This window comes from Novosphingobium sp. FW305-C-30-35, from assembly GCF_058783135.1.
In genome coordinates this window covers 26,373-39,386 of record NZ_JBYSYJ010000005.1, presented here as the reverse complement: position 1 = coordinate 39,386, position 13,014 = coordinate 26,373, and the positions used below count along the sequence as shown (strand labels likewise).

Annotated in this window: 13 protein-coding genes; 10 read left to right on the top strand and 3 right to left on the bottom strand. The window is 62.5% G+C overall.

Annotated features, from left to right (window positions below):
- Positions 1-147: 147 nt before the first annotated feature.
- The 4 genes from AC3WLM_RS22030 (at position 148) to AC3WLM_RS22015 (ending at position 4,579) form a co-directional block, all read left to right on the top strand.
- Complete coding sequence (locus AC3WLM_RS22030; RefSeq protein ID WP_492476183.1) at positions 148-1,467, top strand: tyrosine-type recombinase/integrase; 1,320 nt, start codon at positions 148-150, stop codon at positions 1,465-1,467.
- The gene (locus AC3WLM_RS22025; protein ID WP_492476182.1) at positions 1,427-2,161 is read left to right on the top strand and encodes a replication protein A; all 735 of its coding nucleotides are present in this window, start codon (positions 1,427-1,429) and stop codon (positions 2,159-2,161) included. Before AC3WLM_RS22030 ends, AC3WLM_RS22025 begins: the two co-directional genes overlap by 41 nt.
- A gap of 786 nt (positions 2,162-2,947) precedes the next feature.
- Positions 2,948-4,081, top strand: a complete 1,134-nt coding sequence (locus AC3WLM_RS22020) for a helix-turn-helix domain-containing protein (protein WP_492476181.1) — start codon at positions 2,948-2,950, stop codon at positions 4,079-4,081.
- A 9-nt stretch (positions 4,082-4,090) separates the two neighbouring features.
- Positions 4,091-4,579 (top strand): hypothetical protein, encoded by a 489-nt coding sequence (locus AC3WLM_RS22015; protein ID WP_492476180.1) that lies wholly within the window; start codon positions 4,091-4,093, stop codon positions 4,577-4,579.
- Between the two features lie 181 nt (positions 4,580-4,760).
- On the opposite strand, the gene AC3WLM_RS22010 is transcribed toward AC3WLM_RS22015, so the two are convergent.
- From AC3WLM_RS22010 to AC3WLM_RS22000, 3 genes are all read right to left on the bottom strand, one after another.
- Positions 4,761-5,570, bottom strand: coding sequence for a DNA adenine methylase (locus AC3WLM_RS22010; RefSeq protein WP_492476179.1), 810 nt, complete (start codon positions 5,568-5,570; stop codon positions 4,761-4,763).
- 177 nt (positions 5,571-5,747) lie between these two features.
- Positions 5,748-6,851: a phage portal protein gene (locus AC3WLM_RS22005; protein ID WP_492476178.1), complete on the bottom strand. Its 1,104-nt coding sequence runs from the start codon at positions 6,849-6,851 to the stop codon at positions 5,748-5,750.
- A 22-nt stretch (positions 6,852-6,873) separates the two neighbouring features.
- Entirely contained in the window at positions 6,874-8,751 is a 1,878-nt protein-coding gene (locus AC3WLM_RS22000) for a terminase large subunit domain-containing protein (RefSeq protein ID WP_492476177.1), read from the bottom strand.
- 176 nt (positions 8,752-8,927) lie between these two features.
- Here AC3WLM_RS22000 and AC3WLM_RS21995 point away from each other — a divergent pair, with 176 nt between their 5' ends.
- From AC3WLM_RS21995 to AC3WLM_RS21970, 6 genes are all read left to right on the top strand, one after another.
- Entirely contained in the window at positions 8,928-9,824 is an 897-nt protein-coding gene (locus AC3WLM_RS21995) for a GPO family capsid scaffolding protein (RefSeq protein ID WP_492476176.1), read from the top strand.
- A 59-nt stretch (positions 9,825-9,883) separates the two neighbouring features.
- Positions 9,884-11,014 carry a phage major capsid protein, P2 family gene (locus AC3WLM_RS21990; RefSeq protein ID WP_492476175.1) on the top strand — a complete coding sequence of 377 codons (1,131 nt, stop codon included), beginning with the start codon at positions 9,884-9,886 and terminating at the stop codon, positions 11,012-11,014.
- A 263-nt stretch (positions 11,015-11,277) separates the two neighbouring features.
- Entirely contained in the window at positions 11,278-12,024 is a 747-nt protein-coding gene (gene gpM, locus AC3WLM_RS21985; protein ID WP_492476174.1) for a phage terminase small subunit, read from the top strand.
- A 99-nt stretch (positions 12,025-12,123) separates the two neighbouring features.
- Positions 12,124-12,597: a head completion/stabilization protein gene (locus tag AC3WLM_RS21980; RefSeq protein ID WP_492476173.1), complete on the top strand. Its 474-nt coding sequence runs from the start codon at positions 12,124-12,126 to the stop codon at positions 12,595-12,597.
- Positions 12,597-12,809, top strand: a complete 213-nt coding sequence (locus AC3WLM_RS21975; RefSeq protein WP_492476172.1) for a hypothetical protein — start codon at positions 12,597-12,599, stop codon at positions 12,807-12,809. Before AC3WLM_RS21980 ends, AC3WLM_RS21975 begins: the two co-directional genes overlap by 1 nt.
- Complete coding sequence (locus tag AC3WLM_RS21970) at positions 12,794-13,012, top strand: tail protein X (protein WP_492476171.1); 219 nt, start codon at positions 12,794-12,796, stop codon at positions 13,010-13,012. Before AC3WLM_RS21975 ends, AC3WLM_RS21970 begins: the two co-directional genes overlap by 16 nt.
- Positions 13,013-13,014 lie beyond the last annotated feature (2 nt).

The window sequence follows — 13,014 nt, the reverse complement described above, 5'->3', positions numbered from 1 at the left end:
CAGGGAGCCACTTTACTTTCCCAGCCATTGCCACACATTGGCAAAAGTGCCCGGAAACGCTGAATTTCAGCCTCCCTCTTTTCCCATCCTTTGCCACTCGTTATCAGCCCTGTGCCATCACTTTGATGGCACCGCTGGTGGTATCGAATGAAGCTGACCGACAAGGCCTGCAAGAACCTGAAGTCGACTTCGCCAGAGCAGCGCTTGGCGGACGGCGGGAACCTCTACCTACACGCGCTGCCGGGTGGGACGAAGTCCTGGCGCTTCCGCTATCGGTTTGCCGGAAAGCAAAAGCAGATCGTGCTGGGCACCTATCCCGAGTTATCGCTCGCGGCAGCCAGGAAGGCGCGGAACGAACTTCAAGCGCTGGTGGACGACGGGCAGGACCCTTCGGTGGTGCGCCATCAGGAGAAGGTCACCAAGCGGGCGGAGGCTCTCGACAGCTTCGAGCTGGTGGCACGCGAGTGGCACCGCGAAACCACGTCCAATCGTGCGCCTCGCTATGCTCGGCAGATCCTGGAACGATTCGAGCGGCACGTATTCAAGGAGTTCGGCGCGATCCCGATCAAGAAGGTCTCCGCGCCCATGGTGCTGGATGCCATACGGAAGATCGAAAAGACCGGCGCGCTGGAAATGGCGCACCGCGTTCGTATTCACATCTCGGATGTGTTCGTCTGGGCGATTTCGAGCGGGCTGGCGGAAACGGACCCGGCAGCGCTGATCAAGAAGGCGTTGAAGCCGCGCGAGCCGGAACTTCGGCCTGCAATGCTGACCGTGCTCAACGCGCAACGCGTTCTGCGCAACTCCGAGGCGACGTCGGGCGTCTACTGGGGCGTTCGCTTGGCCTCGCGCCTGCTGGCGTTGACGGCGGCGCGCCCCGGCGTGGTCTGGATGGCAGCGCGCTCCGAGTTCGAGGGGCTGGATGGCCCGGAGCCAATATGGCGCATTCCGGCCGACAAGATGAAGCTCACGCGCAGCCAGAAGAAGGACGCGACGTACGAATTCATTGTGCCGCTTTCGAAACAGGCCGTAGCGGTGGTGAAAGTCGCCATGCTGCTGAGCCACAGCAAGACCTGGCTGTTTCCCGGCATGACGAAGGCCGACAAGCCGATATCGCCGTCGACCGTCTCGAAGCACTATCGGGAAGTGGGCTTCACCGGGAAGCACGTGCCTCACGGTTGGCGGGCAACGTTCTCCACCGTGATGAACGAGCGTGCCGCCTTGGCCGATCGAAAGGACGATCGCGAGATCATCGATCTGATGCTGGCACATGTGCAGGAAGGCGTCGAGATCATCTACAATCGCTACCTCTACATGCCGCGCCGGCGCGAGTTGGCGCAGGAGTGGGCCGATCTACTGCTGGATGGCTTCCCACCACCGGGAGCCATCATGCCGGACGTGACCGCGCCGCAGTGCGAGGTGCAGCATGAGCGCCCGCTCGATCGGCGAAATCGTCGCCAGCGCTAAGCCGCAAAAAGCCTTCCGGTCCGGACAGCCCGTCTGGCGCAACAGCTACACCGAAGGCCAGATCGAAAAGCGCATCTGGCGTCCGATCGCCGACGGCACCAAGCGCGGTGCCCGCCGTCGCATCGGCGCCATTCTAAAGAGCGCGAGGGAGCTCGAACGGAGGACCAGGCGCGAACGTCAGCGCGCCCACCCCGGATGTCGCAACGGAGTGCTCGGGCAAATCGGACTGGACGTACTCGAGGTGCTCTATACCCGGTTCGTCGACTTCAAGACTGGCGAACTGGAACCGGCAATTGCCACGATTGCCGACGCGGTGGGTCATTCCTATGCGGCGGTACACGCGGCCCTGCGCCGACTCCGGGCTGCAGGTTTCCTGCACTGGGTCCGGCGCAGCAGGCCGACAGAGCGCAAGGGTGAAGCAGGGCCGCAGGTCGAACAGATCACCAACGCCTATGCTCTGCTCATCCCGAAGTCGATCGAGGGGCTCATCAAGCATCTCCTGGGCAAGGCACCGATCCCCGACGATGCGCGCTGGCGCAAGGAAGCGCAGGCGGCTGAGTGGAAGTCTATGCTGGATGGCCTCAGCGCGCAGGAACTGGTCCGCGACACGTGGACAGGCGACAACCTCGCGGGAGAAACGCTTGCCCGCATCGCGCGTCTGTTGGACCAGGAGCGCGAATCTTCGAGGGCTTGAGAAACCGGGAGGGGATATATCCCCTATGGAAAGGAGTGGCTTCGCCACACGTAATTTGATCACGTCACCCCACCTTCACCGCAGTATCCGCCAAAGGCGGAGCACGGGCCGCACCCGTGTACGGAGCGGCTATGGCCGCTCCGGGGGCTCGGCAGGGGCCGAGGGCGCAAGAACTGTGCCTAACTGCACCCTCACTCTATCGGAGAGGTGCGTAATGATCGGAATTCTGCGTTAATCGGCAACTGCACCGTCGATCCCGATCAAACCCCACATCTCAATGTGAATAAACCCGCGTAGCGGTCCCTTCCCATGCGTAATTTCAACCCGAAAAGCGAGCAGGCGGGGCGTGGGGGCAAGCGCGGCGCGCGGGGGCTAGTGGTGAGCCTTCCCAGTGGAGGAGCATCTGGGCGTCAGCGGGCGCGGGGTGGGGCCGACTAGCCTTTGCGCATGCCGAGAGACTGACGAAGTCCGCGCGCCTCTCCCTGCACATGCCTATTCCCGTGGCAACGCATGGCAATTCAATTAGACCGGCCCCATGCCACTGCTCCTCGCGCTCGGCGCTGCCGCGGGCGTCTGCGTTAGCCACGCCTAAGTGTGTCAGGTCAGATTGGTGACGCAAAGCGCTTACACGGTTAAGCTTAGCCTGCCACTGCATGAATGAGGCATGCCGCCGTGGCTGTTATCGCAAGTGTGAATGGGTGTTCCCGGCCCCCAAATTTCTAAATAGCTCTATTTCGAAATTTGGCTATAGGAACACAGCCAGAGTCGTGGTAGGGGATCAATGCAATGCCGGAGTTCAAAACACCTGGACAGTACATCGAGTGGCTTCTCGCTCAGCGAGGTTGGAGCCAGCGTACTCTCGCGATGGTCATTGGCAAGGGCGATGCCACGATCAATAAGATCGTACTGGGTAAACAGTCCCTCGATGCGGAGACCGCCCTGCTTCTCGAAGAGGTTTTTGGCGTTCCTGCCTCGGAATTCTTGAATTTGCAGAAGGAATATGATCTCGCTTTGGCGAAAGCTTCTGCTCGTCCGGATCCAGCCCGTTCTACTCGTGCTCATTTGTTTGGCGGTCTGCCAATTGCAGAAATGGCAAAGCGCGGGTGGCTCGGGGCAGCAAACCCTCGGAACGTTCCCGAGGTCGAAGAAGCATTGACTGCGTTCTTCGGCGTATCGCAAGTCAGCGATATTGAGATTTTGCCCCACGCTGCGAAGAAGACGCAGGTGAATGTCGATGCAACACCCGCGCAGCTAGCTTGGCTATATCGGGTTCGTGCGATGGCATCAGAGATGCTTGTCCCGCGCTATTCGCCGGAGGCACTTGATGGAGCGTTGCGCGAACTTCGGTCTCTTATGGTTTCTGCTGAGAACGTCCGGAAAGTCCCCAAAATCCTTGCGATGGCAGGAATCCGGTACGTAGTCGTCGAAACCCTGCCGACTGCAAAAATCGACGGCGTTTGCTTTTGGTTGAACGATCACTCGCCGGTTGTCGGCATGACACTGCGTCACGACCGGAATGATAACTTTTGGTTCGTGCTCCGCCACGAGTTGGAGCACGTGCGTCTCGGCCATGGCAAGTCCGCCATGACGCTCGATGCCGAATTGGATGGTGCGCGCGCGGGAACTGGCTCTGACATTCCGGAAGAAGAACGGCTCGCCAACGAAGCTGCAGCCAATTTTGGTGTTCCGAAGTCGCAAATGCGGGCCTTCGTTGAGCGGAAGGCTCCGCTGTTCTCAGAACGCGATATGATTGGTTTTGCACGCAGTCAGGGCGTTCATCCTGGCATTGTCGCAGGTCAGTTGCAGCATATCACCGGAAGATATGAACGCTTCCGGCAGCATCAAGTGAAAATTCGGTCTTATGTATTGCCGACGGCCTACGTCGACGGTTTTGGAAACATTGCGCCAGTCGGCGAATAAGGACGGGAAATGTCAAAAGCTCAAGATATGCAGAAGCTTATCCGCCTCTATCGGGAGGAAACGGGAAAAGCTGAGATCGACATGCGTGATGTGGCTTTGTTCGCGATGCGCAAGGGCTGGCCTATGCCTGTACCGAAAGATCCAGTGGACATGCTAGCTGCACAATTCCGTGACGCTGCTCGACAGGAGGTTCGCAAAGATAGAGCGAGTGGCCGCCCTTACCGCGCGTACCATGCTGTTCCCACGTCAGCGGGCCAAGGCGCTTTCTTCTGGATTGATATTGATGATCCCGAGACAACGCCGTCGAACATGCGCAAGTCGGCGGTCATGCGCCGTGAACAAATGGTCGACGACGGCGTGCAACTGTCGCTGGACCTTGATCATTGGAATTCGACCCGACCGGAAGGTGAAAAAATCGAGCTTCCGATGGATATCAGCTTGGACATCGAGTGGCGCAAGGCCGCTATGGATGACGGTGCGGATGACGAAGCAGCTTAACTAAGGCGCCAGATTGCGGTCACCGAAAGCTATGCCCGGCCATGAAACTGAATGGTCCAGAGTGCACGCCCTAACCCGACGTCCGAAACGATTCCGGGTTGATGCCCGGGCGGGTTAATGCGCGCGGTTGATCCATAATCGGTGTGCGAACGCTGATGCAACTCTTGGCGTAGCTGCACGTCTAGTTTGAGATGATCACCTCGCCGAACGCCTTTGCATTCGTGCCTCCGCCAACGGAATAGGTCACCTGCTCGCCCTCGATCGTGAAGCCGTCGAAGATCCGGCGGACCTCGGGATGATCGTTGAGCGAGAGGATGAACCGGCCACGGATGCCGCGCAGCTGCTCGGCCATGGCCTCGAACTCCTCGCGCCGGAACATGTCCCGGCCATAGTCGGTCTCGCAGCCGTAGTATGGCGGGTCGAGGTAGAACAACGTGGCCGGTCGGTCGTACCGGGTGATAAAGTCCGACCAGGGCAGCCGCTCCACGATGACGCCCGCAAGCCGTTCGTGCACCGCCTCGATCATCGGCCCGATCTTGGTCACGTCGAAGCGCCCGCCGCTGCCCAGAACTACGCCGAACCCCCGCCCGTTGACCTTCCCACCAAACGCAAGGCGCTGCAGATATAGGAACCGCGCTGAACGTTGCAGGTCCGTCAACGAACCGGGCTCCATCGCCAGCAGCTTCTCGAACCCGGCACGGCTCGTGATCTGGAAGCGCAGCATGTCGAGAAACGGCACATAGTGGTGCTGCACCACGCGGAAGAACGTCGCCACGTCCTCCGACCAGTCGTTGATCACCTCGCCCTTCGGCTTGCGATCCCGGCGCAGGAATACTCCGCCCATGCCGACGAACACCTCGGCATAGGTATCATGCGGCACGGCGTTGATCCGCTGCACCAGGCGCTTGGCTAGATTGCGCTTGCCGCCGATGTAGGGGGCGAGCGGCTTGACCGGATCAACCGGCAACAGGTCATCAAACTCTTTCAACATGGGACTGGACTCCGCTTCTATGTTCTCTATCCGTTCCATTCTCGGCCGAGAGGCGGGACGGATCGATTCGGCCGCAAGACGCGTCCGGACCGTTCGGTTCGTGGCGGAGTCCAGTCCGCCGGTTAGGACCGCGCCAACGGCCCTGCCCCCGCCTACCGACGAGGAATTCTTTGCTCATCACGCGCGCGCCGTCGCTGCGCCCCCAGCCTGCCCAACCTGCAGCGCAATCGCGGGCCGCTCGAACGCCACCGCCGGCACGCCAAGCCAATCGTTCATCGCCAGCATGCGGCGTTGGATTGGCATGATCTCCATCTCGTAGAACACCGCCGCGGCGTCGTTGACGTTGCCGAAGCCACCGGTGTTCTTGGGCACGATGCCGAGCAGCTGGGGCGGCGTGCGGTGCGCGGCGAGCAGGTCCTCGGCGGTCACGCTCTTGATGTTGAGGAACTCGTCCTTCGATCCCACCTCGGCGATCGGCAGCAGCTTGATCCCGTCGGGCTTGCCCTTGGACGAATGGATGAACAGGTTGCGGAAGTTCCCCATTCCCTTCGCCCCGCGCAGCGCCTTGCGGATCGCGTCGGCGCTCTCGTTGGTGATCCCCTCGTCGGCGAGGTAAAGGATGAAGCCAGCATGGCTGCCGTTGAGGTAGTAGCGGCGCCGGAAGATCGTCGCCGCCTCGTTGAGCAGGCCGGACTGCAACGCCGAGAGATATTCCGGCATGCCGTAGATCTCCTGCATGGGGTCGGGCTCAAGCATGTGGAACACTGAGCCAGCGCGATATTCAACCGCATCGGCCACCCACGCGCCGCCCTGGCGCGGTTGCCAGAAGAACTGGTCAGGCTTGAGCCCTACCCTCGTCCATGCCGCCGGAGAGCAGCGTAGCGCCAGCGGCCTGCCTGCAAGGTTGTCCACCCGCTCCATGTAGCCATTCCCCATCACGAGGAAGTCGAGCGCCCACTTCTCGAACTCGGCCATGGAAAGCCAGCGCGAGGGCACGAAGCTCGCGGTCAGCAGGTTGCGCTTGAGCAGGATCGCGCTCTGGTGGTGCGGTGCCATGCGATAGGCGCGGCCAAGCCCGGTCAGGCTGATCGGGGGCTCATACCAGCGGCCATTGTGCGCCACTTCAAACATGTCGAAGATCTCGCGCCGGTCGATCACGCTTTCTGGATCGCCAAAGGTGAAAGCGATATCGGCTTGGACCGGCGACTTGGTACCATCGGCATTGATCGCACTGGCCGAGACCGGCAAATTCCCGACGTCGGCAAGTTGGTTCCGCGCCATCCGCCGAGCCCTGCTGTTGCGCTTAGTCATTATCGTAAACCTCCACTGTGGTGGTGCCGCTTGCGGGCTCGGTGATGTCGAGGGGTTCGAAGGCCAGGGCGTGCATCACGGCCCAGGCAAGATCGGCGTGGCCCGTTCCGCCCGCGCGGCTCGCCACATAGGTGACCTGCGTGCCGCCCTTGGTGATCTCGGGCCGGATCGCCATGAAGGCCTGCATCATGTCCAGCCACCCGGCATCGAACTCGAGGCGGTTGCTGGTGATGACGTTCTTGGCCTTCAGGACCATCTGCGTCTTGGTCGCGACCGAATAGGTGATCGCGTGGGCCATCGGGAACCACTTGCTCACCAGCTGGTGCACGGCCTTGCCCGCGCCGGTGATGTCGATCCCGATCTTGGTGACGTTGTACTTGTCGTAAAACTCGCGCACCGCCTCGGCCTGCGCGGCGAAGTCGAGGCCCTTCAGGCGCTTCTTTTCGAGCACCCGGAACTTGGCCCCGATCGTCTTGGGCGCGGCCACTGCCACCAGCGCGGCGTCGTCGCCGGTGCCATTCTCGCTGGCGTTGGGATCATAGCCGAGCCAGACCTCGCCCGCGTAGGGGCGCAAGGCATAGGGCTGGAAGTCCTTCGCCCAGGCATCCCAGCTGTCGACCATGCAACGGCGCATGATGGCGAAGGGGAACATGCTCTGGCTGTCATCGAGGAAGATGCAGCGGAAGAGGTTGTCGAATTCCTCGAGCGAATACTGCTGCTGCAGCTGCTCGGGGTCGACCAGGTCGAAACCACCGTCGATCGCGTCGTAGATGGTGACGATCTGCCGCCAGATGCCATCGGGGCCAAGCTGGCCGTCCCTCAGCGCCTCGTGGCTGATGTCGATCTGCACCCGGTCGGCCTTGGGGCGCTTGCGGTTGTAGCGATCGCCGCACCACATCGGATAGGCTTCGTGCGCCAGCGTGCTGGGCGTCGAGAACAGGGTGATGGTGTACTGCTTCTGGGTCGCCATCGCCGAGGCGACCTTGAACAGCTCCTCGAAGCCGTAGATCCAGAAGCACTCGTCGATGATGACATCGCCGTGATAGCCCTGCGCGGTGCGGTAATTGGTGCCGAGGAAGTGCAGCTCGAACGGTTCGAGCGGTTCTGCATCCTCGTCGTCCGATCCGCGCTGCACCACGATCGGGTCGCCCTTCAGGGTCACCCCGCAAACCTTCTGCACCCACTGGACGATGTAGTTGCGGAAGATGTTCGCCTGGGCGCGGCTTGCCGAGATGAAGATCTGGTTCTTGCCGGTCTCCATGCCGACGAGGAACCGCTCGCGCGCGAAATACCATGTTGCGCCGATCTGCCGCGATTTCAGGATCATGCGCGTGCGCAGATTGGTGCTGGTCAGCAGCCAGCCCTTCTGCCGCCCGTGCAGCCGGCCCTCCATGTCGGCGCGCAGCTTCGCCGCCATCTCGGGCGTGATCAGGTTCTTCACCTCCTGCTTCTTCGCGTTCGCGGCCTTCGCGCCATTGCTGCGCTTGGGATTGAGGTCGGCCTCGTTCCCGCCTTCGCGATAGCGCTCGATCCGTGCGAGCCGTTCGAGCTGACGGCCGAGCAGGTCGATCTCCTTGTAATCGCCGCCGGTCTTCTTGTCCTTGTCGATCAGGGCGAGGTAGCGCTCGAGCGTGCCTTCCTGCGCGCGCGCGATCGGCGGGGCGTCGTCCCACTTGTGCCGCGTTTTCCATGTTGCGACGGTGGAATAGGGCACCTGCAGCTCTTCCGAGATCTGCTGCATGGTCCAGTGCCGCCAGTAGAGCGCGCGCGCCTTCAGCCGGGTCAGCTCACCCGGAAACTTGATGACGTTTGAGTCACCGCCCCCGCCGGTCGGTTCCTCGTCGCCCTGGTCGTGATCAGGTGGCTCCATGGCGGGCAAGCTATGGCGCTTGTTCCCGGCCTTTCGCCCCCGCTGCGTTGTGACTGCGCGGCTTACAACGCGCCCGCGTTGCGAAGAGGCCCCGGCAACTGTCCTTTGGCGACTGTCAGATCAGCCGCTCCCACCCGCCAGGGGAACGGCACCAACCGAGAACCGGAGCCGAACCCATGGCGAAGACGCGATTTTTCCGAGTGGCTGTCGAAGGCCAGACCACCGATGGCCGCACGATCGAACGGCAGTGGATCGTCGATGCAGCTGCAACCTACAATCGCCAGACCTATGCTGCGCGCATCAACATGGAGCATGTCCGTGGCATCACCGCCGACGCGCCGTTCCAGGCCTATGGCGATGTGCTCTCGCTCAAGGCCGAAGAGATCGAGCTGGAACTCGCCGGCAAGACGGAAAAGAAGCTGGCACTCTTTGCCGAGCTGGACGTCACTGATGCCCTGATCGCGATGAACAAGAAGCGCCAGAAGCTTTACTCTTCGATCGAGATCAGCCCGAACTTCGCTAACAGCGGCAAGGCTTACCTGGTTGGTCTCGCCGTCACTGACAGCCCGGCCAGCCTCGGCACGGAGATGCTGCAGTTCGCTGCCTCGCAGGGCGACAAAAACCCCCTTGCCTCGCGCAAGCTCGACAAGGACAACCTCTTCACCGCCGCCACTGAGTTCACCCTCGAGCTCGCAGATGAGCCCGCTGCCAATCCCGATCCGACAGGCGTGCTTGGTTCAATCAAAGCGTTCTTCGATGGCATGCGCGGCGGCAACGCCGCCCAGCAGCAATCGCAGGAGGAGCCCAAGACGCCGCCTGCCCCATCCGCACCGGAATTTGACGGCACGGCATTTGCAGCTTTCGGCGCAATCCTCACCCAGCTGGCGACGACGGTGACTGAGGTTTCGACCAACACCAAGTCTTCGATCGAAAAGCTGACCGCTGACGTCAAGGCGGTAACGGACAAGCTCGAAGCCACCCCGGCGCTCACCCCCGACTCGAACCCGCAGGGCTTCGCGCAGCGCACTCTCGCCACCGGCGGCAACGCCACCGGCCTCAAGGCCGAATTCTGATCCGCAGCCAGCCCCGCACTTCCCCTTTCGTCCCGCACCAATGCTGAAGGACCCCAAAGATGCTTGATAAAACCCGGCTGCTGTTCACCAGCTACCTCTCGACCATCGCCTCGCTCAACGGCGTGTCAAACCCGTCCGTCACCTTCTCGGTCGCGCCCACGGTCGAGCAGCGCTTCGAAGAAAAGCTCAAGGAATCGATCGAATTCCTCGGGCTGATCAATATCGAGAATGTGCCGCAGCAGTCCGGCCAGACTCTCGGCCTTGAAACCACGCGCCCCATTGCTGGCCGTGTCGATACTTCGGGCGGCACCCGTCGCAACCCCACCGATCCGACCGACAACGGCGAAACGAACAGCTACAACTGTCTGCAGACAAACTTCGACTGGTCGCGCCGGTACGACAAGCTCGATGCATGGCGTCACCGCCCCGAGTTCGAGCAGCTGCTCGCCCTCACCATCTTGCGCCAGCAGGGCCGCGATCTGATCATGGCAGGCTGGAACGGCACGAGCCGCGCTGCCACCACCGATATCGTGGCCAACCCGCTGCTGCAGGATTTGGCCGAAGGCTGGTTGCACAAGATCCGCACGAAGGCCCCGGCGCAGGTCTTCAACGATGGCAACCTGACGGTTAAGACCGACGGGACCAACAACGCCGCGCTCAAGAAGATCTACGTCAAGGCTGGCGTTGAGCTCTTCGATGCCAACGCGGCCTACAACGCCACCGGCGGTTCGGCCCACGCCGAGGCGGATTACAGCTCGATCGATGCCCTCGTGCTTGATGCCAAGCGCCTCCTGCCCGATCGCATCCGCAACAGCACTGATCTGGTGGTGATCGTCGGCAGCGATCTGGTTGACGACAAGTACTTCAACATCGCGCAGGAAACCGGCGCAACGGCTACCGAGGTCGAAGCCACGGATCGCATCCTGCGCTCGACCAAGACGCTGGGCGGCCTGCAGGCAATCCAGGTGCCATACTTCCCGGCAAACGCGCTGCTGATCACGCGTCTCGCAAACCTCTCGATCTACAACCAGGAGGGCACGCGCCGCCGCCGTCTGGCCGATGAGCCGGAATACGATCGCATCGCCAACTACGAAAGCGTCAACATGGACTACGTGGTCGAGGACTACGAGGAAGTCGCCCTGGTCGAGAATATCGTCCTCGGCGCTGCCCCTGCCCGCGTCGCCCCGTAAGCCCTGAGCCCAGACCCTGCCGGAGCCTTCGACCCAGCTCCGGTGCGACGACTGCCCCTCTGGCCCGGTGACCCTATCGGGTTCAGCCAACCAGAGGGGCATTTTTGAAGATACCACCGGGAGGCTTTGACGGCGGTTCCTGCCATTCGGGGCGGTGCCGCAAGAGCCCAGACAGAGGCCAGCACGGGGAGCGAAATGCTCCATAACCTGACTGGCCGGCCAAGCGCCGGATAGCTTGGCCACCCATCCAAGGAGCCGCCGCCATGTTCTCCCCCGCCCTTCGCAATCGCCAACGCATCTTGGCCGAGATGGCCAGTGGCGCAGCACCTGCCTCGGGCGGCGCTGCCATGCCCACCAGCGGCCCCGTTGCCAGCGAGTATCAGCAGCTCCTTGCCGCGCTGCAGATCGACATGAACCGCCTGCGCCAGATCCAGTCGACCGACAAGAAGATCGAGGCGAAGCGCGGCATGATCGGCCAGTACCTGCCATGGGTGGAAGGCGCGCTTGCGGCCGAGACCCCTGCGCAGGACGAGATCGTCGGCAACATGCTGATCTGGTCGCTCGATATCGCTGATTGGGATCTGGCCTTTCGCCTTGCCGAACACTTCCTGCGCTACGGCCTGGCCCTGCCCGAGCGCTACAAGCGCCAGCCCGCAACCCTGATCGCCGAACAGGTGGCAGAGGCCGGTCTCGCCCCCGCTTCCTCGATCGACCTCGTGACGCTGCAGAAGTTCGACGAGCTGCTGCTGGGCCGCGACATGTTCGACCAGGTCGAAGCCAAGCTCTACAAGGCGCTCGGCACCGCTTTCCAGCGCGCCGCCGACGCCTTCGACGCCACCGCCGACAATGCCGTTGCCGGTGGCAAATCTGGCCTGCTCAAGAACGCCCGCGATTGCTTCCAGTCCGCCCTGACGCTCGACAAGGGCGCTGGCGTCAAGAAGCTGATCGAAGCCCTCGACCGCGAACTGAAGAAGGCCGCGTCCGAACCGGCAAGCCCACCTGCCACCTGATCCCGAGCTGCTCCACCCGAGCCGGGGGGCGGAAGCGACCGAGGCAGCGCAAGCGAACCAAAGGCCGTAACCTCACCCCCCACCCTTTAGGAACCGCAAATGACCTTCGTCGCGCTGCCAGCCTCGCCAACGTCTCCGGCCAACTCGAAAGTCGATGGCGATGGCTGGTATCCCGACGTGGATTGCAACGCGATGCGCGATGCGCTGCGCATCACCGATCAGGTCACCCACACCCGCCTCGTCGGCGCGATCGAGGGCGGGCTGCTCACCGTCGAAGGTGAGCTGGCCTGGTGGCGCGCGACGAAGGAATCGGAAGGCGCAAGCACCCTGGCCGATGTCGAGCCTGATCGCACGACCGGCGGCGAACATCGCCTGACCCTACTCTATACCCGCGCGGTGCGGTTCCACGCCGCTGCCGAGCTGGCCGAGCTGCACCGCGATCTTTCCGCCACTACCGACGGCCAGACCCGCGCCGAGCCCCAGCTGCTCACCGCCGAGGACTATCGCAAGCTCGCCACCGCCGCGATCCGCGACATCCTCGCCGTGCCGCGCACCACCGTGGAGCTGATCTGATGGACCATACGCAGATCCTCGCCGCATTTTCCGATCCGTCAGAGCCGGGCTACATTCTTGCCCGCCGGTTGCGCGTGTCTGCCAGCAAGATGCGCCGCGAACTGATCAAAATGGAGGCCCTTGGCCTCGTCGAGCGGTGCCCTCGCTACACTTTCGTCAACAGCGTCTCGTGGCGGATCATCAGGGAAAGGGCACCATGCCCCGAACTGTAACCGCACAGCAGGGCGACACGCTCGACGCGATGTGCTGGCGCGAGCTGGGCACCACCTCGGGCGGCGTGGTCGAGGCTGCGCTCGAACTCAATCCCCTGCTCGCAGCACTTGGCCCCGTGATTGCCAAGGGCACCGCCGTGACGCTGCCGGATCCCCCGCAGGCCGCATCGCAAACCCTCGAAACTGTGAACCTGTGGGACTGAAG